Genomic DNA, 26,077 nt, shown 5'->3' with positions numbered 1-26,077 from the left:
TCAATACAATCCCACCATTTTATCCCTTTAAACTATAACTTGTTCTGTTCCTTATTCGTTTCTATATAAAAATAACACATCATTATTAATAGTGATGACACATGAAAGTCTATCCTTTCATAAGAAAGCCTCTTTTCTTTTGTACATTATATCCATTAGGACTCATTTATTTTTTACGAAACCCACCCTTTTGCTTCCGCCGGCGACGAGGAGTGGGGTTTTTGTTATCTTTTTCTAAAATTTGTTTCCTAAAAACATACGCAGAAATTTTACGTACAATAGAGATAGTTTTATTAAATTTTTCACCACTAGCCGCAAAAATATCTTATAATCTCTATATAACAAATTAATGTATTAGGAGTAGATAAAATGCCAGTTACACTCGAACTTATTCTTTTCATTCTTATAGCAATTAGTGCTGTTGGCTATTTAATAAAAGAATTTCAAAAAACTAGGAAACGAACACTTGGAATTTCACTAGAATTTTTAGTTCTTTTCTGGTCAATATGGAGAATATCAACTATTATAATCTAATTTATAAAACATAAATTCCTTCGAATGAAGTGAAACTCTAATCAGCGGGCGTTTTATGGGATAAATTTACCAGTATTTTTACCACAACATTCATGTTAAAATCCCTTGTGAGTACGACATAACTCGACCTTATGAAGCTCCGTAGCTTTTATCGCGGAGCTTTTTTTATTAAAATTAACGCTTTTGTTCACTTTTTTGATACATTTACGAAACATTCATATGTTACGTTATATAAGTCCTTTTTTAAATCTTATTCATTCTAGCAAAAAGTCCTAGTCCCCCTAGGGCTTTTTTGCATTCAAACAATGAGTTGTATTTTTTCTCAATAACCGAAACTACTTAACGTGGTAAAATAATAATCAGACTGGAATTTAATACCATATTACAATGGATCAAATCGCAAAAAGCACCTTAGGGTGTCTTTTTTATAAAGAATCAGTTTAAAAACTAAAAATAAAAGAACCTCAATAAATGAGGTTCAAAAAATCTACTATTTTAAATTACCTTCGTAAAAAGCAACTCCATTTTGAACATGTTTTAAGTACCACGTAATCGTCCCGCCACAAACATTTTCATTAAAACTATTAGCATATACTCCATTTGAGTAATAAAGAGTTCTTTTGAATTTACCATTAGAATACTCATAAGGAATTGAGCATGTTGCTTGCTTCGGAGAGCTCACAGTTTTTTGCGTATCAGCTGAAGCTGCACCAATTCCCCCTGTTAATGCAATACCTGTTGCTACTGCCCCTACTACTAATTTCTTGAACATAATAAATCCCCCTTTAATAGTTTATATAGCTTACAACTTAAATGTATCACTTTTGTAATTTATGTAAATATCTTGAATATGTAGAAATATTTATTTGATTATTGGTAATATTAGGATTTTATTTTATCAAATGGATAATAGAGGGATTAGAAAAGCATGTGAAAATACAGATAGGTTTATATTAAATGAATGTGGTTCAAATCGGCGAAAGGAACTTTTGGTGTCTTTTTTTGTACATAAAAAAATCTCACCATCTTATAGAAACGATAAGCCCTTTAAAACAATAATTGCAACTATATTAATTTTACATTACATTAAGGTTAGAGAATATCATACTAATAAAGTGTTAAATAGTAGGTGGGGAAAATGGAATTTAACGATTTGGGTATTACCATTAAAGAACTTAGAATTAAAAAAAATATATCACAATCCGACTTATGTCACGGAATATGTTCACAAAGTCAGATTAGTAAGATCGAAAAAGGTGTGATTTATCCATCTAGCATATTATTATATCAATTATCTGAAAGACTTGGTGTTGATCCAAATAATATATTTGCACTAACTCAAAACAAGAAATTAAAATATACAGAAAATGTAAAATATGTAATGAGGGATTGCATAAGGCAACATCAATATAAAGAGCTTTATGAAATAGTAACAAGAGAAAAATACACAAATAATTTTCAAACAAAAGAAGATAAACAATTTCTACTATGGCATGAAGCAATTGCTATATATTGTGTGAATAACTCAACAAAAGTGGCTTTAACTCTTTTAAATAATGCACTAAAACTAACTGTAACCAATATTGATTTTTTATCAGAGAGAGAAATAGATATTCTACATACAATGGCTATACTTCATGCAGAAAATAAAGAATACAAAAAAAGTATTACTATCCTTAAAAGATGTTTAAATAATTTTAACAAATTAGATTTTCCTAGAAATAAAGAAATTAAATTGAAAATCATTTATAATTTAGCAAAAAATTTAAGTTACACATATCAATACGAAGAAGCAATAAAATACATTGATAAGGGTATCCAATTAGCTATTAATCTAAATACTTTTTACTTATTGGGTGAACTATATTATGGAAAAGGTTCAAATTTATTAAAGCTTAAACAATATAATGAAGAAGATGTTGCTAATAACATGCAAAAATCATTATTTATATTTGAATTAACAAAAAACGAAAAAAAATTACAAATAATTAAAGAAGAATATTTTGAAAACAAAAATAACCACTCATAATTTCTTAAAAACTACTTATAAAGTTCACAGGAAAAATCCCAATAGTTTTTAAACCTAGAACCATATTATTGTTTCAATTCAGAGGAAGGCACCTTAGGGTTTCTTTTTTTATTTTCAAAAGGACCTGCTCAATTAATTCTTAAAAACATACTAAGAAACATTGTTTTATTTATCCCATTTTCATTCATGCTATATATAAAATTCTTTAATAAATCCACCTCAAACATACTTATATGCATAGGAGTATGTTTGAGGTGGAACTTCTTCAAATACTAGTTCCTTTTATAAACCGTTTTTTGATGTAGATGACATTATTCTCAATACAATAGAATGAATTATGGGAACATATTTAGCAATATATATCAAAAAACAATATTAAGAAAACCCCCTCCACCTTAAGGTAGAAGGGATCTTCTAATTTCTATTTCAAACTACCTAAAATTTCTGTAAAGATAACCCCAAGCGTATGTGCCCCTGCATCTGGATATCCTAAACTTCTTTCACCAACTACCGCTCCTCTGCCGAATGATCTTTCAACGATAGATTATATGCCTTGAAGTGCTGTTTGCAACATTTCAATTCAGATATACGACAGTAAAGAATACATCATCACTGTGTCAGCAAGCAAAAGTGTATTCTGCATTTCTGAAAACAGTAGATGGCAGATTATGACCTACTGAATCTGCTAAGAAAGAATATACAAGAACATCCTTAACATCCTCTTTATTTCCACTAATGATGACATCAAGAAAATCTTCTATTTGGAATTCTGGAGTAAATAACACAATCTTAGTTGTTCTGTTTGGTTCTAAAGAAACAAAAGTACGAGAGATTTCAACTAATTCATTTTGAGTTGGGAAAAAGGTGTTTCGACTTCTCTTAACAGTTACCGTTACATTACTAGTATGACAGCGTGAATCATTGTTTAACATAATGTTGAGAGCAGTTGGAATAATCCCATTTTCAGAAACTGGAACTCGAAACACTCCAGTAGATTTATGAGCCATATAATCACATCCTTCCAAAATAAAATATATTTACAATATATTAAATGCAAAAAACGTTCATTTTGATATGGACAAATTACATGATTAATATATCTATAATAACCCTCGGTATTACTAAGCCAATGTTTTAAAAGATTAACAAATATCGCGAGAACCAATCGAATGTATATTAAAAGTAAAAAGAATAAGTTGTCTAAAAGACCCCCTATTTTGAGCCAATAATGAGACATTATGTTAATCTTATATGTATAGCTGCACAAAATTGAGAAACTTAAGGAGACAGATAAATTTTATGAGAAAATTATCTATATTACTTACTTTCATTCTAGTATTAGTCAGTGTTACGGCTGCTTGCACACAAGATAAAACAGATAGTGCCGTTGAAAATGGTCCAATAGAAGAACCAACCGCAAAAAATGAAAATGAAGAATTAATAAATTTTGAAGAAAAAGAAGAGATGAGCCGCTTGGAACAAGGTATTTTATTAGTTGGCGAGAGTGTTAAGGGAGGCTATTACTTGGCCGCTGTTCAAAGTGCATATTTAAATGCTAGCAACGATTCCGTCATTGTTAATGTCTCTGTAAAAAATGTACGAGGTCAAACGATTGGACTATCAGAATTAAAATATAACTTAAAAGATGAAAAAGACGGAAAAATCTATAAAGGAAAGGTGCTTGATCAAAACCCTTCTGATATACAAGTTAAACCAAATGAAACGGTAGAATTGAAAATAGCTTTTGAAGTACCACATACCGTAGATGAATATATGTTTTATATTGAAAGCTCTTTAGACCCTCTACAAACATACTGGAAAATTGATAAGCTGCAATCACAAACAAACTAAGTCTAAAATAAGCAAAAAGCAATGAAAAATTTGATATAGATACAAATGAATACTATATAAACGTAAGACCATCGATTTAATGAATCGTTGGTCTTTTTCAAAAAATGCCCCATTAAAAACTAAGAGATAAAAAAGAACTAATCTCTAGAAGAGATTAGCTCAATATATCCAAAGCTATTATGGTACATAGTTTTATGAGCAAACGTTATATAATGTTGTATGGGATACATAACCTGTCATCCCTTTATATGTAACTTTTAACCACTGTTTAGAATTACTGTAATGACCTTGAACATATTCACCAGTTACCCATGTTCCAGTAATTTTCGTACCATCATTAAATGTATGTAAGACAGGTGAATCGACAGTATAACCACTGCGCATCTTTGCACCATATACACCTACCGTACCTCCCTTTGCACAAGCTGCTACTACATTTTCATTTTCAGTAGCATTCGTAGCTGCGAAAGCAGAGCCGTTAAATGTAAATAAAGTAAATATAAAAGCTGTTAGTACTGTACAAATAGATAAACGACGTAACAAAATAAATTCCCCCTTTTTTTATAACTTACTTCTTCACAAATGATTATCTTAAATATTCTAACTATTTTCAATATATTAATGTTGAGAAATATTAGTTGTATTTTTGAAATAAGATTTTATCAAAAACAGTAACAAACTCATATTTTACTGAGAAAGAACCGAAAGAAGTCTTCTACATATCAACTATATAAAAATCCCTCCACCTTAAGGCAGAGGGACTTTCTAATTATTATCTCAAACTACCCGCAATCTCCGTAAAGATAACTCCAAGCGCATGCGCACCTGCATCAGGATATCCTAAGCTTCTTTCGCCAACTGTACCAGCGCGGCCCATGCGAGCTACGATTTCTTTCGTGTACTCTGCTCCTTTAACTGCTGCTTCTGCACCTTTTTCAAAGGCAGTTTTCATGTCTTCTTCGTTTGAAGCGCTAGCTAACCAAGAGTCTACACATGGAGCAAGTGCGTCAACAAGCGTTTTATCACCAACTACCGCTCCTCTGCCGAATGATCTTTCACCGATAGATTGTATGCCGTGAAGTGCTGCTTGCAACATTTCAGCGAACTCTTTCACTGTTAGCTCACGTTTTTCGCCTGCTGCTTTACTAGCTGAGCGGAATGCACCACCCCAAATTGGACCAGATGCGCCGCCGCAATGTTCCATAATAATCATGGAGCAACCGTCAAGGAATGATCCGATCGTTACGTTTTCTTGTTCTACAATAGAATGCCACTCACGTTTTAATTGCTTAAATCCTTTTGCAACACTCATTCCGAAGTCACCGTCACCTGCATGTGTATCTAACTCACAGAACGGTACTTCATTTTTAATAATAATGTCGCTCATTTTATCAACGAGATAAATCATGTTGTTTAATGTAATGACATTATTTTTAATCACAGCGTGCTCTTCCGCTGTTTCTAGTTCAAAGGAAACTTCCTTCTCTTCTGTTTCTTCAAGTACATTCACGTACTCTACACTTTCAACTGGTCCATCTACTTTAAACGCTGGTGTATTACATTCTTTTGATAGTAATGTTTTTAGCTCGTCATCTAACTTCATTACCGTTAAAGACATACCAGCCATATCAATACTTGTCATATAGTTACCGACGAATACTCTATTAATTTTAATGTTTCTTGCAGCTAGTTCTCTCGTAACTGCGTTGTTAAATAAGTAAAGTTCTTGCAGTGGTGTTCCGCCAAAACCGTTAACTAGAATTGCGATTTCCTCGCCATCTTTTACTCCTAAATCTTTTACAAGGTCATTTGTCATACGGTTCGCTAGTTCATCTGCTGACAGCATTTTTTCACGCTTAATTCCTGGTTCGCCGTGAATACCTACACCGTATTCCATTTCATCTTCCGCAAGTGTGAAAGTAGGTGATCCACTCGCTGGAACTGTACAAGACGTTAATGCTAAACCGATTGTGCGCACGTTAGCCGCTGCTTTTTCTGCTACAGCTTTCACCGCTCCTAAATCCATACCTGCTTCCGCTGCTGCGCCGGCAATTTTATGAACTAAAATAACGCCCGCAACGCCGCGGCGTCCTACTGTGTACAGGCTATCTTCTACCGCAATATCATCGTCCACCTTTACGTAGTCGACTTCAATTCCATCTTCCGTCGCTAAATGCGCACCGTTTTTGAAATTCATAATATCGCCGCTATAATTTTTAATAATTAATAACGTACCTTTTTTACTAGCTGTCTCTTTAATCGCTTGGTATACCTGAATTTGTGAAGGTGACGCAAACACATCTCCGCACACTGCCGCATCTAACATTCCTTTTCCGACTAATCCTGCATGTGCCGGCTCGTGACCACTACCGCCTCCACTAATTAACGTTACTTTATTTTCGTTCATTTCTTTCTTCTTAATCACTTTATATTTTTTCAAAAGCTCAAGCTCTGGATGAGCCATAACCATTCCGTTGCACATTTCCATTACTAATGTTTCTGGTTTGTTTATAATCTTTTTCATTGTAGTTCTCCCTCAATTCCTTTAATATATTGTGATATATTTGAAATCTTCTTCTTACTACTCATGTTAAAATGAAAGCGTTTTATAGTAAACGGACAAAATGGACAATCTGTCTAAAGACACCGCTCTCATTTATAGATAGGATTTTCATATTAATAACATTCTAGGGATGATTTAGATGACCTCTTCTATAATTTCTAAAAAGATAATCGCGAACTCATTGAAGTATTTAATGGAAACAGAGTCGTTTCATAAAATATCAGTGAGCGATATTATGTTACACTGTCAAATGCGTAGGCAAACTTTTTATTATCATTTTAAAGATAAATTTGAACTATTAAGCTGGATTTATAGAGAAGAAACGAAGGAAAACATTATCGATTTTCTTGACTATGAAACGTGGGAAAACATTTTCGATTTATTATTTGATTACTTTTATGAAAATCAAAAATTTTACCGAAATGCTTTTAAAGTTATTGAGCAAAACTCGTTTAATCACTATTTATTTGAGCATACGAAAAACTTATATATGAAGATTATTGATGAACTATCTGTGAGCTGTGGATTCAGCCTTTCTGATGAGACAAAAAATACGATTGCCTCCTTTTATAGTCACGGCTTCGTTGGAACGATAAAAGATTGGATTGAAAGTAAGTGCGAAGTAGATCCTTCCATTATGTCTTCTCTTATGAAAAATATGATAAACAATCAATTACTACTATTACTTGAGCAATCAGCAAAGTAATTAAAGGGTGGCAAAAGCAATGAAAAAGATTATGAATGATGTACAAAATATCGTTCAAGATATGCTGCATGGCTTTTATTTTGAACATAACGACAAAGTAAATTACGATGAAACAAATAACATCATTTATGTAAAAGATATCGAAAAACTAAAGCAAGACGTCGCTATTATAAGCGGCGGTGGTAGCGGACATGAACCTGCTGATATTGGTTATGTAGGAAAAGGTATGCTTACAGCGGCAGTAAACGGCAGTATTTTCACTCCGCCTACAGTGGAACAAATTGTGGCGGCAACTCGCCTCATACCAAAAGATAAAAGTATACTATTCATCATCAAAAACTTTAAAGATGACGTAGAAAACTTTCTAGCAGCAAAGCAAATTGCTCAAGAAGAAGGAAGAAAAGTTGACCATATCATCGTAAATGACGATGTTTCAATTGAAGATGATGCTTCTTTTAATAAAAGAAGACGCGGCGTAGCTGGCACTGTTTTCGTCCAAAAAATATTAGGTGCGGCCGCTGAGAGTGGACATTCTTTAGAAGAACTAACAACAATCGGGCAAGCTGTCATCAAAAACTTACACACATTAGGAGTTGCTCTTTCACCTGCAAACGATCCAGTGAAAGGAAAAGCTTCATTCACATTAAACGAAGATGAAGTCTTTTACGGCGTCGGCATTCACGGAGAAAAAGGTTACCGTAAAGAAGCACTCTCCTCTTCTGAAATATTAGCGATTGAACTGATGAACAAACTAAAAAGTATTTACCGCTGGAGAAAAGGAGACAACTTCGCTATCCTTATTAATGGACTCGGCGCAACTCCATTAATGGAACAATACATTTTCGCAAACGACATTCGCCGTTTGTCTGAACTTGAAGGATTGCAAGTGACATTCGTAAAGGTTGGTACGCTGTTGACTTCTTTAGATATGAAGGGTGTTTCGCTTAGTTTGCTTAAAATAGAAGATTTGGATTGGGTGAAGTGGTTGAAGGTGGATGTTAGAGTGGGTAATTGGTAAGTAAAAATTATGATGATAAAAGCCTTTAACTATAACAAGTTAAAGGCTTTTTGCAAATTGAAATATCGCTCGAGCGTTCAAAAGAAATTCGTAATCACCTCACTGAATGATGACAGGTCTTCCAAATAAAGCTGGATGATAAATTAACATCGCCCCTACAAATGAACACACTAAACAAAAAACAGCCTCGTATTTTATAACTAGAGAAGAGTTGGTATCAAGCTTTTTCCCCTCTCTTCTTAATATCATTTTAAAAGCTCTATATAATAAATACCCAATAATTGCCCCGAGGGTATTCGTAAATAAATCATCAATATCTGTAATTCTATTATTTAGTAATTGATTTAACTCAATTGCCAGTGAAAAAAGAAATCCTGCACATACGGTGTTTTTTATTTTTTTAAACTGCGGCCAAATCATCGGTAATAAAAAACCTAACGGCATAAACAGTACAATATTCAAAAGATACGTAGTACTACCTGCCGTATCAAATAGAGTCAAATTGATTTGACTTACACGAATCCACGTTTCATATCTACTTATATCCCATACAGTCGCGATCTGCGTCACCCTATACACTAACGAAAGGTAGAATAGAAAAACATACACCCATAAAAAATGCCGAATAGATATAATTCTTTTCGCTTTAAAATAAACTCCAATTTGAAACACAATACAAAACATAATAGTAAAGAAATAAGTATACAAATAACTAATCAAAACTCCTGTATCCATGTAGAATCCCCTAACTTTACATTTTCATCTATTATTTAGAACATAGTTTAAGAACCAGTACTTTGTTCATATATTTAATCTTTTACTTTGTCTTCGAATATAGGGAATATATTAAAAATAAAAAAATCCCCACTTATTCATTTTCAGTCTCCTCCTTGATGTAACTTGTTTATAGGATAGGAAAAACTTTTAAAATAAAAAGTGGGGGAAATATAAAATTTTTCTTAAATCTTCAGTTTGGTTTTATTATTACTCTTCTTAAGAATCCGCCATTGATAGCTAGGCAACAACATGCTTAAACCTAACAATACTATCATTTTTGCACGTAATCCTCGTAGTACTTTAACCGATAAAGCATATATAAAATCATGTGACTCGTTTGTTCAGTTAAAACATGAAATTAACAAATATATGACGTACTATAATCACTCTTGCTATCAATAGAATTTAAAAAAGATGACTTCTGTTTGCATACAGAAATCATCTTTTTTAGGTTGCCTAACTTTTTTTAAAATGTCCTTTACAAAGGGTACAGATCAGGAGCACCTTATTCCTATTCGAGGGGATCAACTATACCTTCTTCCCTTAAAATCACACAAACCCATTTACAAATCTATAAAAGTAGATATAATATCCTTATGGAACCTTCATTAATTTATAAAGCATTGTCAAATGAAACAAGATGTCAAATTTTATCATGGTTAAAAAATCCAGAAAACCATTTCGACGAAAAACCTTATTTAGAACAAGGGATTAATTTTCAGATTGGAGTGTGTGTAGGAGATATTCAGCTTAAAACTGGCTTAGCCCAATCGGTTATTTCTAGTTATTTATTAACTATGAAAAAGGCAGGATTACTAGACTCTGACCGAATTGGAAAATGGACATATTATCGTCGAAATGAAAAAACAATACAAGCGTTTTCTGAATACGTTCAAAATGAATTATAAAGTAAAAGCAAATAATCAACCTACCAATTGATTATTTGCTTTCACACATTCTGCTTTTATATAGCTGCCCAATACATTCTTTTTAAAACTTCGCTACCTATAAAAGAAAGAAACATAGAAAGGAGCATCTTTTTTAACATATCACATCTAGTTATTTAGATATCTGTTTTTGTGTTTAACATTACATAATTCTAATACTATTGACATCCAATCATGCTCATTTCTTTGTTAATAAATCGATTTCACTTTCAAAATAATAATAAGAATGGAGAGTTTTACAAATGAAAAAAGTAAGTCCTTTACTTATTCTTACACTAGCAATAGGGGTGTTTGGGATTATTACTACCGAGATGGGTATTGTCGGTGTATTACCACAAATCACTCAGAAATTTGGCATTTCAACTGCACAAGCAGGATTTTTAGTAAGTATATTCGCACTAGTCGTTGCTATTTCTGGTCCGTTTTTAATTCTGCTCGTCTCTAGTATTAATCGTAAAATAATTTTATTAATAGCAATCTTTGTTTTTGTTATTTCAAATATAATCTACGCTTATACAACACAATTTGAAATCATGCTTATTTTTCGTATTTTACCTGCAGCACTTCACCCACTCTTCTTTTCAATCGCTCTTGTAACTGCTGCTAAACTTGTTCCTCCTGAAAAGAGTGGTCAAGCGGTTACAAAAGTTTTCATGGGAATTACGGTTGGCTTTGCACTAGGTGTACCATTAACCTCTTACCTTGCAGATCAATTTTCATTAGAAGTTGCTTTCTTATTCGGAGCGTTTATTAACGCCCTTGCATTCATTGGAATACTAATCTCACTTCCTTCTATGCCCGTTAAAGAAAAAATGTCTTTCGGCAAACAAATTCGTATACTCGGCAAACCAGGATTATGGTTAAATATTTTAACTGTCACATTCCTTTTTGCAGCCATGTTTTCCGTATACAGCTACTTCGCCGAATACCTTGCAAAAGTAACTTCCATGAATGGATCGCTCATCAGTATCATGCTATTCATATTTGGTATAGTTATGATTTTAGGCAATCATTTATTTGGTAGTCTTCTGCAAAGAAGCATAGTAAATACAGTAATATCGTTCCCTATTTTATATTCTATTGTTTACATATTGGTTTATTATTTAGGTTCTTATCTTGTTCCAATGATTTTTATGGTATTCATTTGGGGAATCGTGCATGCTGGTGGATTAATTGTTGGTCAAACATGGTTAATAAGTGAAGCAAGAGAAGCACCCGAATTTGGTAATAGCCTATTCGTTTCATTCTCAAATCTCGGAATTACTCTAGGAACAACTATTGGAGGCTGGTTCATTTCAAACTTAGGTATTCACCAACTTATTTGGAGTGGATTTATATTTACACTACTTTCATTTCTATTAATTATAATAAAACTAAAATTTTTCACTTCTAATAACCTAGCTTCATTATCAAGCTAGTACATTTCAGTTCCAAATTGGATAAAAAACATTATAAAGTGAAACTTTAATCAGCTCTCACCAATCGGGTGTTTATGGGCAGCCCGGCAAATAGCGGGATAAATTCTATATAAAATACTGGTTATTCTTCTTATAAGATTTTATAAACTATAAAGTATGACACTCAGAGCCTTTAGCTATAAATACAAGTTAAAGGCTTTTTATATAAAAACAAATTTAAAAGGTGCTAATCTTATAGAACATCATCAAAATAGAATACTAAAAAAAGGCTCCATTGCTGGAGCACTCAAAAAATAATATAACTAAACGAATTAAAACAAGGAACAGACAATTAAAATATACAAATAAAACATAAATAAATCTATATATATGTAATATTGCATATAAAAATCCTATTTATCGCTGCTATAATAAACTTACTCGATGATTGTTATATTATTCATAGGTTATACCTTCTTAACACCAATTTTACAAAGAAAAAAAGACATCTTAATTGATGTCTTTTTTTCTTATATGATAACGACGCAATACAATTAAGATGGTTCAAGTCGGAAGAAGGCACCTTAGGGTGTCTTTTTTTATTTTCCAAAGGACCTGCTCAATTATTGCGTAAAAAACATAAAGTAATTTGAATCCGTTAAAATACATGAATGTACCCTTGTTTTCCCCTCTTATTAAAAGGAGGAACTATTATGGGTTTTGGTGGTAGTTGCGGCGAAGGCTGCGGTTTTGCTGGAGGATTTGCTTTATTAGTTGTACTGTTTATTTTATTAATCATCGTTGGAGCTTCTTGCTTCTGCTAAAAAACTATCAGAAAAGACACTCTTATATGGGTGTCTTTTCTTTATAATAAAGTGAAACTTTATTCCTCCGCTTCCCTCATACTATAATACCCCAAATTAATAATAACCAAGAAATACCCACCCATAATTCCAGCAGCGAATGTCCACATGAATTCATGGTGTTCAATTTCATACATAATAATCGCGCCGAGTATTGCGGCTGCGAACCGGTTCATCATTCCGAGCATCGGTGCTTTTTCTTTTTTTACAATGCTATCTCCGAACTTTTCAATACGCCTTCCTAAAATCCAGGCGCAGTACATACTCACTAAAAGGCCAATGCTTATCCCTACAAACTGGGCTGAAAAAGGTGTCATTAACCATCCCAATAACATTACACCTAGCAAACAATACATTTGTATGTTGAATGATCTTAGTGCCATACGAATCATGTTATTCTCCTTTATCTTTCTCATTGTAATTCTGTATCATCAATCCAATCTTCCAGGCTTCAAGCTTTCAGCTATATCTTTTTTAAAATGAGGGAATTTGATTTTGCTCACCATTAAATAAGCGAGTACGCATGTACCAAACGCCACGGAAACTGGATTCTTTAAAAAACATAAAATGAGGAGACACATTGCCGCGAATGGGATTGGCATGCCGATAAAGGTCGGAAGTTTGCTTTGCTGTGTGTTAAATCTTGCAAGCCGAAGCATTCCGCAAATACTGTAAGCAAGTGCACATATCATCCCGATAGACTGCAAATCTTTTAAAGCGACACTATATGCAAGAATAGACGGTGCCACACCAAAAGTAACTAGATCCGCAAATGAGTCCAACTCTCCACCAATTTCTGAAACAGAATCCAGTTTCCGAGCGACCATGCCATCAAAAAAGTCAAACAGCATACCTGTAATAATAAAAACTGCTCCCAAATAAATATCGTGAACGAAAACAGCGTAAATAGCTAAAAGCCCACATACAAAATTTGCTATCGTAATCATATTTGGTATGAAACTCATAATGCACTTCTCCTCCTTTCTACTAATTGCTTCATCTAAGTTCTTACTCATTACAATCAAGATCCTTCTGCTTTTCTTCCAATATCACTTTATTTATTTTCGTTAACGTATCTGTCATTTGCTCTAGGGCGTTTATATCGATTTTAGAAAAATATTTCTCAATTAATACATCATCTAACTCAGACAACCGCTCTATATACTTACTACCGTTTGGACCAAGTGTAAGAAAATACTCCCGTTTATTATTAGGGTTTACTTGTTTTGAAATCATCTTCTGTTTCTCCAATTTCGATAAAACTTGGCTAACGGCACTTTTTGATACATTAAAAGTAGTCGCAATGTGATTTGCTGTCGTATTTTCATTTAAATTAATGTGAAATAGCATGCTCTCTTGCTGTCCTGTAAGACCGAACTCATCTTTCAACTCCTGAAATAGTAAAATGTAGAATTCATTATAAGCTCGGTTCATTTCATTAATTACTTCTTTATACGTTCTAGTCATAGCGTTATTCCTCCATGCTTTTATTTCATTTAATAGTTAAGTTCACTTAACTTAACTATATTATACCGTTATGTTCGTGTAAAGGGAAATATAACTCTACACTTTATCAGTTGTGCTTTTAATGTATGTAAAACTTTCTCTCTCTTCATAATCTTCTATATCAGCTTCTTTCCAAAGCTCAAGATTAGCCCCTCTCCTTTCTCCAGTTATATTGCTGCAAGACCAATGTATAAGAACATAGCATCTAAATCTTCATCTATATCAAGCTCACCTAAACACTCTTCTAAAACAAGTTAAGTCACTGCTTCCTTCATCCAAATACCCAATTAATCGTTCTGAATAATCAAAAAGAAAAACAATTAAATTCCATATAGACCCATTACTGGTTAAAATGTTATAATAAAATCACCCTACATAGTTACTCATAGCCAGACTGAGGAACTAGCGTCTTATTAAGTAATGCGCATAACTAAAATAAAAAAGACACTTTACGGTGTCTTTTTTATTTATATTCCTAGAAATTATCTCTTTTATAAACACACTCTATCAAACAGTAAAGGAGACAAACAGATGGAACATCCTGTTGCAAGAGAATTACGTTTTATACGGGTATGTCTTATCATTTTGATTATTGTCATTGCATTCTGGGACCGGGAGAAAACTGTGGAAATTACTGATCACGGTAGCGATCCTATTTTAAACACCAGCAATATGACCCAAGTTGGTGAGAATACATTTGCATACAAAGATGAATCGAATCAAATTAAAATATTTAAGTTTAATCCAGATACAAATGAAATAAAATTAATAAAAGAGTTTTATGCTAACGAATATTAATTACATGAATTAAATAATTCAAATCTGTAGAAGGCACTTTAAAGTGTCTTTTCTTTATGAACTACAAAGTATGAGGACCCAAGTCATTAGCTGCAATTACGACTAAGGCTTTTACTATATAAAAAATAAAACATAGTAAGAATAGAATACTCACTTAAATTATTTTTCACTTCACAAACTACATCCAAAAAGTTGGATAGCTTCTTTTACTACTCATATTATTAATGAATAAAGCAATAACTACAATAACAACGGAGCCAATTAAAACTGGTGTTACTAAATAACTCCAACTGTTTGCCCCTAAAATAACGATAATCGGATCGGCGCCTGCCGGAGGATGCGTCGTTCTCGTTAACATCATAACGGCTATTGCCATCCCCACCGCTAAAGCAATTGTCCAATATTCATTCCCAAACAAATGATATATTGATAGACCAATGAAAGTTGAAATCAAATGTCCTCCAATAATATTACGCGGCTGAGATAATGGCGCATTCCAAACTCCAAACGCTAATACACAACTCGCACCAAATGGAGCCATTAATAATTCTGTAGAGGTTATGCTCGTTAAATATGTTAAGGTAAGAATTGTTAAAAACCCCCCTAGTAGTCCCGTTAAAGAGTCCTTTACATTTACTTGTAATGGGCTTCTTCCTTTCCCTTTCATTTTTGTAAAATATCGTACACTTATTGGTTGAGGATCTTTCTGCTTAGTTGCTGTTATATTATCCATCGTTCTCCTCCTTTATTTACCAACAATTATAACTCGACATAACTAACCTGTAAATATTAATTTAAGGGGTTAGTTTTAAAATACAAAAAAAGAATCAACTATTATAAGTTGATTCTCTAAACTTCCTCAAATTTTCGATCCTGAAATTTTGCTACCTTTTTCCGGTTCCCACATATTTTCATAGAACACCATTTTCGTTTTCCACTCTTATCTATAAATAATAAAACACAGTCAGGATTTGAACACCTTTTAAGGGAAATAAGCTTATTTTCTGCTATTAACGTTAAAGCGTCAAATGCAATTAACGATGCGAGTACATCCTCGATTTCTCCAACTGGGATAGATACTAGCTGCTGTTCAATGATTTTATATGTAAATGGTGCCTTCTCAATTTGTTTTTCTAAATACGTAATAAAATCATTAGAAATTTCTTGCTGATCAGCAATTGCCTCAAACTGTTTTCTCAGTACTTCTCTTACCTCTAATATGCTAGATGTAACTTGATCCATTCGCTTCTGAATTCCTATAAGTGTTTTTTCATTCCAAAAAGGAAGATTAACCTTTATTACATGTAGCCATTCTAATACATCTTCATTTGTTATTAATAAATCATAACGTTGTCCACGCCTAACTAGCTCTGTATTTACTAAATCTAATGAGGGATTTCCAGATATAAGCGGGAATTGTTTTGTTTCCTGCATGTACTCATCACCTTCTCTTTAAATAATCATATTCCAAATTAATACAGAAGTACAACTTTTTTATAAACTACAAAGTATGAAGATTAAGGCCTTTAGCCATAATTACGACTAAAGGCTTTTTGTATGTAAGTAAATGAAAAAGGAGCTTATTTTATGGAACATAATAAAAATGGAATTCTTGCTTTAATTGTTTTATTTTTAGGATTAGTGTTTTTTGTTAGTGGAATGGTTTATCATTTATGGGGCTCATTTTAATTTCAACTTTTAGACAGATAAATAATTCGAATCAGAGAAATGTACAACACTTTCCCTTTTCCTTCCAAAATTAATATAATAAGATATAAAATGTAATACATATAAAGGCAAATATATATAGCACTCATTAAAAGTGCTTCTATTTTGGAAGGAAGAAACAAACGATGAACAAAAAGTTATTAGCATCATTATTATGTAGCACATTCTTGTTTGGAGTATCAGCTTGCAGTTCACATGATGCGCCTGCGAAAAATGAGCAGGCGACTTCTAAAAAAACAGAGAATGACAAACTTAGCAGCAAGGATCCGCAAAAAGAACTTCCTACCAATGTAGATTCCTCTGATGTATACATGTCAATGGGATCTGCCGAGTCATTAGATGTTCTAGGGACTGGAGAAGTTAAAGCACAAGGTGTCTTTAAAGTATTAGACATCGCCGTTTATAATCGTAAAGAAGAACCCATTACACTAGATATTAACAACTTTAAATTAATTGATGGATTTGGAAGAGAATATCACATTTCCAATGAATATCAGTCAGTACTTAAAGCTGCAAATATCTCCACATTCAAATTTAATATTGTTAATCCTAATGAAAGTTCGGAAGGAAACATTGTATTTGATGTACCGAAAAACACGCAAGGATTAACTTTAAAAATTAATAATGATAAGTTAGATAAAGAACTCCAATTAAAAGTGGAATAGGCCAATAAATGCGTCTCCCTTAACATTCTCTACCGACATAAAAAAGTACAGTCTTTTCTACAGCAGACTGTACTTTTTTATTTATCATTTCACATAACATTCCCTAATTTTTTTGACTAGATGCTCTCCAATCACGAAAAGATGTTGGGCGTCCAGAAAAAGCTCTTTGCTTTGTAACAGATGGTTTTTCTTCAGGAGTCATTGTTTTTTCTTTAAGAGTCGCTGGTTTTTCTTTAAGCGTCACTGATTTTTCTTCAAGAATAGTCACAGCTGTTTGCATTTTCTCTAACTGTTCTTTCAACAATTGTTGTTCAATCTTTAAATCCGTAAGTAAACGTAAAATCATCTCAGAATTAGCCATAAGATCCTCCTTCCCCCAATACACAGAATAAAATACAATATGTAGCAGACGAAATACCGGTGACAAAAATAAGGTCGTCAACTCTTTTTAACTTCCAAAATCCTTTTATTTTTTTAAGGACCTGCTCCATTCACCCTTAAAAACATAAATTAAATTAAATCCATTAATAAATGGTCTTTATGGAAGGAGGAGTTAATATGGGCTATGGAGGTAGTTGTGGTGGAGGCTGTGGTTTCGGCGGCGGATTTGCCTTACTTGTTGTGCTCTTCATCTTATTAATCATCGTTGGCGCTAGCTGTTGGGGCGGCGGATTCGGCTGCTAAGGAGAGGCACTCTTGAGAGTGTCTTTTTTTTGATATGTGGCTCGTATACATATTGTTCAAATCTATATATTTTTTAAAAATATAGATTTAAAGCATATTTCTCAATGAATACAACAACTTAACATGGTAAAATAATATTTGGATGGGAGTCCAATATATTATTAAAATTAAGATGGTTCAAGTCGAAGGAAGGCACCTTAGGGTGTCTTTTCTTTATGACTTCTATCATCAACAAAGGGTGATACAAACTATTACATATGTTTGTACCACCCTTTATTGATGCGTTTAGACTTCACAGGTGTTGAAGTTTTAGACTTCTCCCTTAGTGTACCCATCTTATTAGAACATCCTGTAATCTGTAGACAAAATGTAGCTAATAAAAACAATATTAATAATTTCTTCAATAAATCCTCCTACATACATAAAACACCATATGTTACAAAATAAACATAACATCAACTCTTTATAAAAACAATACAATCCTCGGTCCTTAAGCTATCTCTTAACATAAGAGTACCGCCACATATTCATCAAGCTAAGATTTTAAAATATCCTCTACTTAAGGAATTTGTAAGTATCAAGTAAGAAAAACGAGAGCTTTGTTTCGTATAATCAAAATATAAAGTGAAGGAAGAAAGATTATTTCTGGGATTAATATGCATGTGACAAGAGAAGAAATCTACGTTTTTTTAGAATAATAATATGAGTATGTCCAAGTTTTGGAGATTGCTTGCAAATATTTTGAAGTTTTCGCACCAGAATTCTAATTACCATACCTGTTTTTTACCATCACATATTGGAGGTTAAAACATGAATAAAAAAAAGAAAATACAAAGATCAGTACTTACCTTTACCCTACTCTTTTCTTTAGGCATTTCATCTTTCCCGCTTACAACAACTATTCACGCAGATACACGCGAGGAACAATCTGCTGAAAAGAAACTAATCTCTTTAACGGAGCGTACATCATTATTTTTTGAATATCTCCAGCAAGGTAAGTATGCAGAGGCACTCCAGTTGACGTCTGCTGCTTTTCAATCCAAATTTACAGCAACCACATTACAAAACTGGTGGACAAAAAGTGGCTGGAGCGGGATAAAAAGCATGGGAACCCCCGTGATAAAAGAACGAAACTTGGTCCATCAGACGGTAGAAATTCCAGCAGCTACCGAAGGAACTACCATACCGCTACTCCTTAAATTCACACCTGGCGGGAAAGTAGATGAAATTGGAGAAAGGCCACCCGAGGAATCTTTTACCATCCCCCATCCTAGCTATGATCAACCTGACTCCTATCAAGAACGTGAAATCGTCATTGGAAATTCTACCTATCCGTTACCAGCGACATTAACAGTTCCGAAACATAAGCGTAGTGAAAAGCTGCCCGTAGTTGTTCTTGTTCATGGTGCTGGCATCCATGATCGCGACAGCACATACATGGGAACAAAAATCTTACGAGACATTGCGGTGGGCCTTTCATCCAACGGAATTGCAGTGTTGCGCTATGAAAAACGTACCTTAGAACATGCATTAAAGATGAGTGCAGAACCTGTTACGTTAGATCGTGATACTACAGATGATGCTATCTATGCAGCAAAATCAGCAGCGCAGCAGGAAGGCATTGATCCAAGTAATATTTTCATTCTTGGACATAGTCTAGGAGCCGGTACAATGCCACGTATACTGAGCAAAGCGCCTTCCTCACTTGTCCGAGGAAGTATCTTACTCGCACCACCTGCACGGCCTTTGACTGATATTGCCATTGATCAGTATCAATACCTTGGGGAGTCAAAGGAAGTAATCGATGAATTAAAAAGACAGGTCGCTTTTATCCAGGATCCTGCTTTCAATCCTGACCATCCTCCAGCTGGCTACAATTTTGGGTCACCTCATTTTATGTATGATGTTTCTAGGTGGCGTCCAGTTGAAGAAGCACAATCACGAAAAGAGCCTTTACTCATTTTGCAAGGAGCACGCGATTATCAAGTAACAGTAAAAGATGAATATACAAAATGGCAGAAAGGACTTTCAAACCGCGGGAATGTTCAGTTCAAAAAATACCCGAAATTGAATCATTTCTTCACGGAGGGTGACGGGGAATTAAGTCTTCCTAGTGAATACGAAATTCCTGCTAATGTTCCCGAGTATGTCATCCAAGACATTATTACATGGGTTAACGAGACAAAAAAATAAGAAAACATCAAAAGCCTTCATGCAATCATCATTGCGTGAAGGCTTTTTGAAACTAGTGATTCAGAGATAGCTATTATAATGGATCAAAACGAAAATTATATTTTTCTACGTACTAAATAAAACGCTAAGGAACCCATAATAACAGGTGCAACGAAGTCAAAGAAATATGAAAAAGTAAAAGTAAAAAGAAAAAGAAATGGTATAAGTGTATAGATAACTGCTAGTCCTATAAATAAAGGAATTCCAAATTGAAACTCTCGACATCGTTTAATTTTCCTATATAAAACTTCCCCAATTAGGCAAGCTATAAGAGCTGGTATACTACCATAAGTGACGATAGTTTTTATGAACCCCTGTAAAACGTCTGGGTGAATAAAGCTAGGGTTAAAAATATATGAAATTAAGAACCATCCAAAAATAAAAGCAAATAGACTTGCAGCATAACTAACTACAAATTTTATCAAAGTAAGCAACGTAATCATCCTCACAATTCCCTAATATTATCTTCATTTTATCATTTTCTCTTAAAAAGATTCCAAAAGGGTATACTTGCCCTTCAGCTTTCTTTTTTAACGCTTGTTCAAGACCTATTTTTTGATGTTATTTTGTATAAAAAACTTTTGGGAGCAACCTGTTCAAAAAATTGATAAAGAATAAGCGATTGAAGGATGAAAACAGAAGACTACAAGGAAAACTGTATGAACAAATATAATGAAACAAGGCTCTTACTTTGTAGCGGTATCCACGAAGTAAGAGCCTTGTTTTTTCTACTCATTTTTTATATCAGTCTTGATTTCCCAATGGAAAGGCACAGAAAATCTACTACAGAAGTTGTGATACCTCTAGGATTAACAAATTCTTTAAATTTCTGTGTACTACGTACAAGCCCTCTACTTTTGGCATGTGCCTCTAATTCAGCTCGAACTTGTATTGTATCCGGAGCCATTCTTTCTAAAGCATGCGCAGAATATTTACGATCATTAATTTCGGGTTTTTAAAACTCATTTATTGTAACTGTAAAATGTGGTTTGAATTTTACTTCGATTGTTTTGTTTTCTACGCCACCTTGGACATATAATGAGTCCTTACGGGTATAGATTCGTTTCGCCGAATGCATCTTGGTTTCAAAGATGCGTTTATTTTTATAATACAAATTTAATTCAACAGTTTCCTCGTAATAACACATAATCATTACTAATTCAAAACCTAATTTATCTATTTTATTATATCTATATGCACCTGCACCTGGAATAAAATAATCTTCTGGTTCACTCTCGAATATTTCTAATAATTCATATTCATCATATTGTATATTCAATTTAACAACTCCTTACGTGAATGGGCTCAATCCACTTTATTTATAATATTCACGATTTATTAGGTACAACGGATACAACATCGCCATTATCATTCAATACGACTCTAACATCTTTCCCATCGTATTGCCATAGACCAGGTTTATTTCCAGGTTGTTTAGTAGCATGCTTAATTGTTTCTTCTACTACACTTGGTGTTACACCACGTGGATCAACTTTTTTTAATTCCTCCATGTATTCTTTTGATCCGAATGTGTAACCATTCCTTTCAGCTCTTTCACGTGCACGCTTTGTAAGTTCTGCTCGAACCTGAATTGTATCAGGTGCCATTCTTTCAAGCGCATGTTCAGTATACTTACGCCCATCAATGACGCCGCCACCTCTTGGCATACTCCATCCAATCTCTTCAGTTACCTTTGATACTTTTCCTAAATCCTTCGCTTTTTGCTCTAACTCTCCATATTTACCAAATACTCGACCAATAACTTTAGGAGTGCCACCTACTAGTGTAGAAACAGTTCCCCAAACATAATCATCTGGACCATATTCTCTCTCTGTGAAAAATTCTCTTCCGTTAATGAGTTGTAACCCTTGTTTGATTTGTCCTACAATTGGAAAGAAATCAAGTGACATGGATCCAAGCTCATTAGTACGTTTCTGTTCTTCCAGATATTCTTTCATTTTTTCAGGTGGTACACCAAAATCCTTAAGACGGGTTGTTAAACCGTCCATGTTTCCGACATTTTTAGCTACGTTAGATGTATCAATTTTATATCCCGCAATCTTATTAGCGGAATCTAAAAGGTGGTTCGTAGCGTCGATACCTGACATGATATCTGTGTGAAGAGTTGGGAAGGCTTGTTGCGCTTCTTTAATGTGTGTAGAAACACTTCTTGTTAAGTCTTCGACCATCAAAGCTTGCTTATGTAAAGATTTAGCTGCTGTATCTACTGATTTAGCAAATTTATCTACACTTTTATTAAAGGTGTGTAAATCTTTAGCCATGGATTTATATGCGGGTATCCTACCCTTGAAATCTTCATGCCAATCTTTTATTTCTGTTGCAGTATCCTTTAATCCATTTGCTTGTTTTTTTAATTCATCTTTCGGTAAGGAATCTATGAATCCTTTTATCGGTTGAACATATGCTTCATCTATTTCTACAGGAAAACCATAAGCCGCGTCTAGTTGTGCGGCAAAAATCTGTGCATATTGGTCCATGAATTCTGCCACGAGTTCTACTACTTGTTTTTTCGTTTCTGGTATCAAATCTTTAGCAGCTTGTACATTGTTAATCATTGTACCAGAGTCTTTTGTTGCTTTATCTAAAACCATAATACTATCTTTTAATAACATAAACTTATGGATTTTACTAAAATCATCCTCCATCATTTGCAAGTTCGTGAGGATAGATTGATATTTTACTTGTACATTTGGGTCAGCTTCTTTTGCGTTTATGTTATCAACTAAGCTTTGTATATGAGATCCTTTTAAAGTCGTTAGGAACTGATTCAAACTTTGTGTCAATTCGCTAGATTCTAGTATAGCCGTATCGATATTCTTCGCTTGATTAGCATCAGCTAAGCGTTTTGAGTGTTTTTGTATTAATTCTAGTCCGAATTTCAAATCGTTTACATCTTGACGAATCGCATCCATTTTATTGGATAAAGATTGATCAAACACAACTACAAATAGTTTTTTTACAACGTATGTCTTCCCGTTATAATTTACTCTAAACCATAACGGATCATCTTCTCCCACTACTTCAAGAACTTCATCGTCTCCAACTTGAATAGGATTATATCCTTTTAAAACTGTTCTTGAACCGTATATATTATGATCAAATGAATTAATTTTTACCCAGCCTTTGACCATCTTTCCTGTTCTGTCGAATTGAAACTGTTTACCTTTATAAGTTACATCACCTTTTTGAATTGCCCCTTCATCGTTTGCGAAGTACCAATGTGTAGCCTGCGGGAACCAGCCTTTTTGGGCTGCACCAGTTGTTCTATTAAAATAATAGTCCTTCCCGTCAACGGTATTCCATCCCACAGCTAGATTACCATTTTTATCGAAGAGATAGGTATCATCCCCTGAACGTAATAATCCAGTATGTTTCACGCCTGGTTTGTCATAATAGTATTTCTTTTCTCCATCTACAACCCAGCCAACCGATTCATTGTTTTTTATACTTGATGTTGCCATGATTGTCCTATATAAGAACACAGAAAATTGCTCTCTTGTGACAAGTCCATTTGGATTAAAATTGCCATCACCAGTACCATTTGTGATTTTATTCCCAGCTAATATTTTGACATATTCGTTAGCCCAATGACCTTTCATATCCGTAAAGTCAAAATTCCCTTTCGGTTTTAAATCGAAGGTTCTGACAAGTACTGCAGCCATTTCAGCACGCGTCATATTATTTTTCGGATTGAATTGTTTCTCTACATTTACGCTAAATATGCCCCGTGCAGTAAGTGCCAAAATTTCCTTTTTAAAATTGCTATCACCAATATCAACAAATGGATTATTGGTACTATCTTGCGGTTTTAAATATCGATACAAGAATGCAGCAAGATGTTCGCGAATAATAGGATCCGTAGCACCGAAATATCCATTTCCGTATCCTGTTATAATCTTATTTTCAGCCATATACATCATTTCTTTATATGCCCAGTGGGTTTTAGGAACGTCAATAAAAGATGATGAATTCACTTGACCATTTTGTTCTGCATACGCTGTTCCTACTGTACTGAATAATAAAATACATATCACAGAACTTAAAAATAATTTCTTAATTGTATTCATAATAGATCTCCTATTCAATTTTTAAAAATATAATTGCAAAATCAGCACTTATTTTATCCTTCATTTACGGCGTTTTATATAATTATCAAATTTCTATTCATACTAATATTTCGCATAAGGACAACCTAAGTCATTCTGTCTAAACAATAATTAGTTCATAAGATGTTTCATGTTTTAAATGTAGTAGCCCGTTTATGGAACCTTCTTAATAAACAGTAAAACCAAGTTTTTTAATTTGAAAATCCCTTAGTCTAAAATTCGCATTATGTTGAAGAGATCCATAATAATACTAATCTCCTTTCTCTTTGACGCGGCCTATTTGATTTAAAACTTCGACTTCCTCTGTAAACATTGGTGCATAGGTAGAAAGTAATTAAAATAATGATAATATAAGTCCTATGGTTTTCTTCATACTCGCATCTCCTTATCAATTCGTAAAAAACTTTTTAATTATATATTAGGTTTAATTACTATTAAAATAAAAAAATATAAATATGCATAATTACATATTTACCTTCTCAATAGAGTGTACTCTATTGAGAAGCTTACAAGTTATTGATTTTAAAGGATTTAGAGTTTCTCAAATACACTTATCAAAATCGAAGCGTGGTATTTAATTTCAGAGTGGCCCTTGAAACCCATAATCGTTTCCGTACCCCTATAATGCTATTCATTTTTTTATACATTCCTATCCTGGCGTGGGTTGCAGAGTTTCCGTTTTTTACTGAATTAGCCGAAAAACTCACGCTAAGCAAAAAATATAATAAGCTGTCGATATAGACAGCCCTTTACATAATTATCGTTATTGGAATCAAAATAAGCTTACACATCCAAGCTGTTGATGATAGCTAATATTTGATGATCTGTCCATTTGCCATTAATCCTTATATTTTCTTTCGCTATACCTTCTTTTTTAAATCCCACTTTTTCTAATACACGAATAGATGCTAAATTATCAAGCATCGCTCCTGCTTCAATTCTATGTAGCTTTAATTCCCTAAAAGCAAAATCTACAACAAGTTGAAGAGCCTCTGTTGTATAGCCCTTTGCATTATGCTCCTTATCTAAAGTAAATCCCGTATAACAGCTTTGGAGGTCTCCCCTAACAATTTGAGTTAATGAAATGTCTCCAATCAGTTTATCATTTTCTCTTAAAAAGATTCCGAAAGGGTATACTTGCCCTTCAGCTGTCTTTTTTAGAGCTTGTTCAAGACGTATTTTTTGATGTTCTTCTGTATAAAAAACTTCTGGGAGCAACGGGCAAACTCGTTGAAAAAATTCGCGATTTCTAATATGTAAGTTAGCTAACTCGTTAGCATCAGCAGTTTTATAAAGCCGAATATAAATGTACTTCCCTACTAGTTTCATAACATCCCTCCAACATTTTTATATGTCTAATGAGGAAAAAATATACCGTATACTACATACAGTTGGATATTATCAGGAATCATTTTGCACGAAAGAAAAGACACTCCATATGAGTGTCTTTTCCAATAGTTTTTAGCAGAAGCAAGAAGCTCCAACGATGATTAATAAAATGAATAACACAACTAATAAAGCAAAGCCTCCCGAGAAGCCACAACCGCCACAACTACCACCATAACCCATAATAGTTCCTCCTTTAGATAAGAGGGGAAAACTAAGGTTCACTCATGTATTTTAATGGATTCGTTTCATCTTATGTTTTTTCG

General features: G+C 33.5%; 28 protein-coding genes and 2 pseudogenes. 11 read left to right on the top strand and 19 right to left on the bottom strand.

Going from position 1 to position 26,077, the window contains the following annotated elements:
* Positions 1-1,024: 1,024 nt before the first annotated feature.
* On the bottom strand, positions 1,025-1,306 hold the full coding sequence (locus IBT51_RS20305) for an LCI fold-containing protein (protein WP_053565111.1): 282 nt from the start codon (positions 1,304-1,306) through the stop codon (positions 1,025-1,027).
* 366 nt (positions 1,307-1,672) lie between these two features.
* Between IBT51_RS20305 and IBT51_RS20300 the strand changes: the two genes are divergently transcribed.
* Positions 1,673-2,563 (top strand): helix-turn-helix domain-containing protein, encoded by an 891-nt coding sequence (locus IBT51_RS20300; protein WP_200458629.1) that lies wholly within the window; start codon positions 1,673-1,675, stop codon positions 2,561-2,563.
* Positions 2,564-2,984: 421 nt separating this feature from the next.
* Here the strand turns inward: IBT51_RS20300 and IBT51_RS27120 are convergent, their stop codons facing one another.
* On the bottom strand, positions 2,985-3,104 hold the full coding sequence (locus tag IBT51_RS27120) for a DAK2 domain-containing protein (RefSeq protein ID WP_071713771.1): 120 nt from the start codon (positions 3,102-3,104) through the stop codon (positions 2,985-2,987).
* Between the two features lie 76 nt (positions 3,105-3,180).
* Entirely contained in the window at positions 3,181-3,570 is a 390-nt protein-coding gene (locus IBT51_RS20290; RefSeq protein ID WP_000940659.1) for a hypothetical protein, read from the bottom strand.
* 292 nt (positions 3,571-3,862) lie between these two features.
* On the opposite strand from IBT51_RS20290, the gene IBT51_RS20285 reads away from it, so the two are divergent.
* Entirely contained in the window at positions 3,863-4,414 is a 552-nt protein-coding gene (locus IBT51_RS20285; RefSeq protein ID WP_001228903.1) for a DUF4352 domain-containing protein, read from the top strand.
* A 192-nt stretch (positions 4,415-4,606) separates the two neighbouring features.
* Here IBT51_RS20285 and IBT51_RS20280 read toward each other — a convergent pair whose 3' ends face one another.
* Positions 4,607-4,957: an SH3 domain-containing protein gene (locus IBT51_RS20280; protein WP_000946191.1), complete on the bottom strand. Its 351-nt coding sequence runs from the start codon at positions 4,955-4,957 to the stop codon at positions 4,607-4,609.
* A gap of 229 nt (positions 4,958-5,186) precedes the next feature.
* Positions 5,187-6,938 carry a dihydroxyacetone kinase subunit DhaK gene (gene dhaK / locus IBT51_RS20275; RefSeq protein WP_200458630.1) on the bottom strand — a complete coding sequence of 584 codons (1,752 nt, stop codon included), beginning with the start codon at positions 6,936-6,938 and terminating at the stop codon, positions 5,187-5,189.
* Between the two features lie 178 nt (positions 6,939-7,116).
* On the opposite strand from dhaK, the gene dhaS reads away from it, so the two are divergent.
* Both dhaS and dhaQ read left to right on the top strand, forming a co-directional pair.
* Complete coding sequence (dhaS, locus tag IBT51_RS20270) at positions 7,117-7,683, top strand: dihydroxyacetone kinase transcriptional activator DhaS (protein WP_000204220.1); 567 nt, start codon at positions 7,117-7,119, stop codon at positions 7,681-7,683.
* 19 nt (positions 7,684-7,702) lie between these two features.
* Positions 7,703-8,701, top strand: coding sequence for a DhaKLM operon coactivator DhaQ (dhaQ, locus tag IBT51_RS20265; RefSeq protein ID WP_075719944.1), 999 nt, complete (start codon positions 7,703-7,705; stop codon positions 8,699-8,701).
* A gap of 99 nt (positions 8,702-8,800) precedes the next feature.
* On the opposite strand, the gene IBT51_RS20260 is transcribed toward dhaQ, so the two are convergent.
* A complete protein-coding gene (locus IBT51_RS20260) occupies positions 8,801-9,436 on the bottom strand; it encodes a VanZ family protein (RefSeq protein WP_063246234.1) in 636 nt (211 codons plus the stop codon).
* A gap of 638 nt (positions 9,437-10,074) precedes the next feature.
* Between IBT51_RS20260 and IBT51_RS20255 the strand changes: the two genes are divergently transcribed.
* The 3 genes from IBT51_RS20255 (at position 10,075) to IBT51_RS20245 (ending at position 12,646) form a co-directional block, all read left to right on the top strand.
* Positions 10,075-10,386: an ArsR/SmtB family transcription factor gene (locus IBT51_RS20255; RefSeq protein ID WP_000433732.1), complete on the top strand. Its 312-nt coding sequence runs from the start codon at positions 10,075-10,077 to the stop codon at positions 10,384-10,386.
* Positions 10,387-10,667: 281 nt separating this feature from the next.
* Positions 10,668-11,843, top strand: a complete 1,176-nt coding sequence (locus IBT51_RS20250) for an MFS transporter (protein WP_064532722.1) — start codon at positions 10,668-10,670, stop codon at positions 11,841-11,843.
* Between the two features lie 692 nt (positions 11,844-12,535).
* Positions 12,536-12,646, top strand: coding sequence for a YjcZ family sporulation protein (locus tag IBT51_RS20245; RefSeq protein ID WP_000505669.1), 111 nt, complete (start codon positions 12,536-12,538; stop codon positions 12,644-12,646).
* Between the two features lie 59 nt (positions 12,647-12,705).
* On the opposite strand, the gene IBT51_RS20240 is transcribed toward IBT51_RS20245, so the two are convergent.
* The 4 genes and pseudogenes from IBT51_RS20240 to IBT51_RS27330 all read right to left on the bottom strand — a co-directional run bounded on the left by IBT51_RS20240 (position 12,706) and on the right by IBT51_RS27330 (position 14,524).
* The gene (locus IBT51_RS20240; RefSeq protein ID WP_200458631.1) at positions 12,706-13,077 is read right to left on the bottom strand and encodes an ATP synthase subunit I; all 372 of its coding nucleotides are present in this window, start codon (positions 13,075-13,077) and stop codon (positions 12,706-12,708) included.
* A gap of 39 nt (positions 13,078-13,116) precedes the next feature.
* Positions 13,117-13,650 carry a CDP-diacylglycerol--serine O-phosphatidyltransferase gene (gene pssA / locus IBT51_RS20235; protein ID WP_234465798.1) on the bottom strand — a complete coding sequence of 178 codons (534 nt, stop codon included), beginning with the start codon at positions 13,648-13,650 and terminating at the stop codon, positions 13,117-13,119.
* Positions 13,651-13,693: 43 nt separating this feature from the next.
* Complete coding sequence (locus tag IBT51_RS20230; protein ID WP_000198941.1) at positions 13,694-14,152, bottom strand: MarR family winged helix-turn-helix transcriptional regulator; 459 nt, start codon at positions 14,150-14,152, stop codon at positions 13,694-13,696.
* Between the two features lie 68 nt (positions 14,153-14,220).
* A pseudogene (locus IBT51_RS27330) lies at positions 14,221-14,524 on the bottom strand (MarR family transcriptional regulator).
* Positions 14,525-14,722: 198 nt separating this feature from the next.
* Between IBT51_RS27330 and IBT51_RS20225 the strand changes: the two are divergent.
* Complete coding sequence (locus IBT51_RS20225; RefSeq protein WP_000400965.1) at positions 14,723-14,989, top strand: YmzC family protein; 267 nt, start codon at positions 14,723-14,725, stop codon at positions 14,987-14,989.
* A 178-nt stretch (positions 14,990-15,167) separates the two neighbouring features.
* Here the strand turns inward: IBT51_RS20225 and IBT51_RS20220 are convergent, their stop codons facing one another.
* Together IBT51_RS20220 and IBT51_RS20215 are read right to left on the bottom strand one after the other, a co-directional pair.
* Positions 15,168-15,722: an HPP family protein gene (locus IBT51_RS20220; RefSeq protein WP_000368844.1), complete on the bottom strand. Its 555-nt coding sequence runs from the start codon at positions 15,720-15,722 to the stop codon at positions 15,168-15,170.
* A gap of 116 nt (positions 15,723-15,838) precedes the next feature.
* Complete coding sequence (locus tag IBT51_RS20215; protein WP_016082644.1) at positions 15,839-16,423, bottom strand: CGNR zinc finger domain-containing protein; 585 nt, start codon at positions 16,421-16,423, stop codon at positions 15,839-15,841.
* Between the two features lie 419 nt (positions 16,424-16,842).
* On the opposite strand from IBT51_RS20215, the gene IBT51_RS20210 reads away from it, so the two are divergent.
* Complete coding sequence (locus IBT51_RS20210) at positions 16,843-17,382, top strand: DUF4352 domain-containing protein (RefSeq protein WP_001035579.1); 540 nt, start codon at positions 16,843-16,845, stop codon at positions 17,380-17,382.
* A 103-nt stretch (positions 17,383-17,485) separates the two neighbouring features.
* Here the strand turns inward: IBT51_RS20210 and IBT51_RS20205 are convergent, their stop codons facing one another.
* Positions 17,486-17,743, bottom strand: coding sequence for a hypothetical protein (locus IBT51_RS20205; RefSeq protein WP_000013694.1), 258 nt, complete (start codon positions 17,741-17,743; stop codon positions 17,486-17,488).
* 197 nt (positions 17,744-17,940) lie between these two features.
* On the opposite strand from IBT51_RS20205, the gene IBT51_RS20200 reads away from it, so the two are divergent.
* Positions 17,941-18,066 carry a YjcZ family sporulation protein gene (locus IBT51_RS20200; RefSeq protein WP_000540377.1) on the top strand — a complete coding sequence of 42 codons (126 nt, stop codon included), beginning with the start codon at positions 17,941-17,943 and terminating at the stop codon, positions 18,064-18,066.
* An 810-nt stretch (positions 18,067-18,876) separates the two neighbouring features.
* Positions 18,877-20,259 (top strand): alpha/beta hydrolase, encoded by a 1,383-nt coding sequence (locus IBT51_RS20195; RefSeq protein WP_200458633.1) that lies wholly within the window; start codon positions 18,877-18,879, stop codon positions 20,257-20,259.
* Positions 20,260-20,354: 95 nt separating this feature from the next.
* On the opposite strand, the gene IBT51_RS20190 is transcribed toward IBT51_RS20195, so the two are convergent.
* The 6 genes and pseudogenes from IBT51_RS20190 to IBT51_RS20165 form a co-directional block, all read right to left on the bottom strand.
* Positions 20,355-20,741, bottom strand: coding sequence for a hypothetical protein (locus IBT51_RS20190; protein ID WP_053565118.1), 387 nt, complete (start codon positions 20,739-20,741; stop codon positions 20,355-20,357).
* Positions 20,725-20,922: pseudogene (locus tag IBT51_RS27465) on the bottom strand (GNAT family N-acetyltransferase); the annotation flags it as partial. The pseudogene IBT51_RS27465 and the gene IBT51_RS20190, both read right to left, overlap by 17 nt.
* Before the next feature lie 331 nt (positions 20,923-21,253).
* On the bottom strand, positions 21,254-21,577 hold the full coding sequence (locus tag IBT51_RS20180; RefSeq protein ID WP_200458634.1) for a hypothetical protein: 324 nt from the start codon (positions 21,575-21,577) through the stop codon (positions 21,254-21,256).
* 49 nt (positions 21,578-21,626) lie between these two features.
* Positions 21,627-24,386, bottom strand: coding sequence for an S-layer homology domain-containing protein (locus IBT51_RS20175; protein WP_200458635.1), 2,760 nt, complete (start codon positions 24,384-24,386; stop codon positions 21,627-21,629).
* Positions 24,387-25,208: 822 nt separating this feature from the next.
* The gene (locus IBT51_RS20170) at positions 25,209-25,754 is read right to left on the bottom strand and encodes a GNAT family N-acetyltransferase (RefSeq protein WP_064532710.1); all 546 of its coding nucleotides are present in this window, start codon (positions 25,752-25,754) and stop codon (positions 25,209-25,211) included.
* 132 nt (positions 25,755-25,886) lie between these two features.
* Positions 25,887-25,994: a YjcZ family sporulation protein gene (locus IBT51_RS20165; RefSeq protein ID WP_000540375.1), complete on the bottom strand. Its 108-nt coding sequence runs from the start codon at positions 25,992-25,994 to the stop codon at positions 25,887-25,889.
* Positions 25,995-26,077: the final 83 nt, after the last annotated feature.

Origin of the sequence: Bacillus sp. S71 (genome assembly GCF_016625265.1) — a bacterium.
GTDB lineage: Bacteria > Bacillota > Bacilli > Bacillales > Bacillaceae_G > Bacillus_A > Bacillus_A cereus.
Note: the sequence above shows the minus strand (reverse complement) of the source record. Positions and strands in the feature narration are given on the sequence as shown.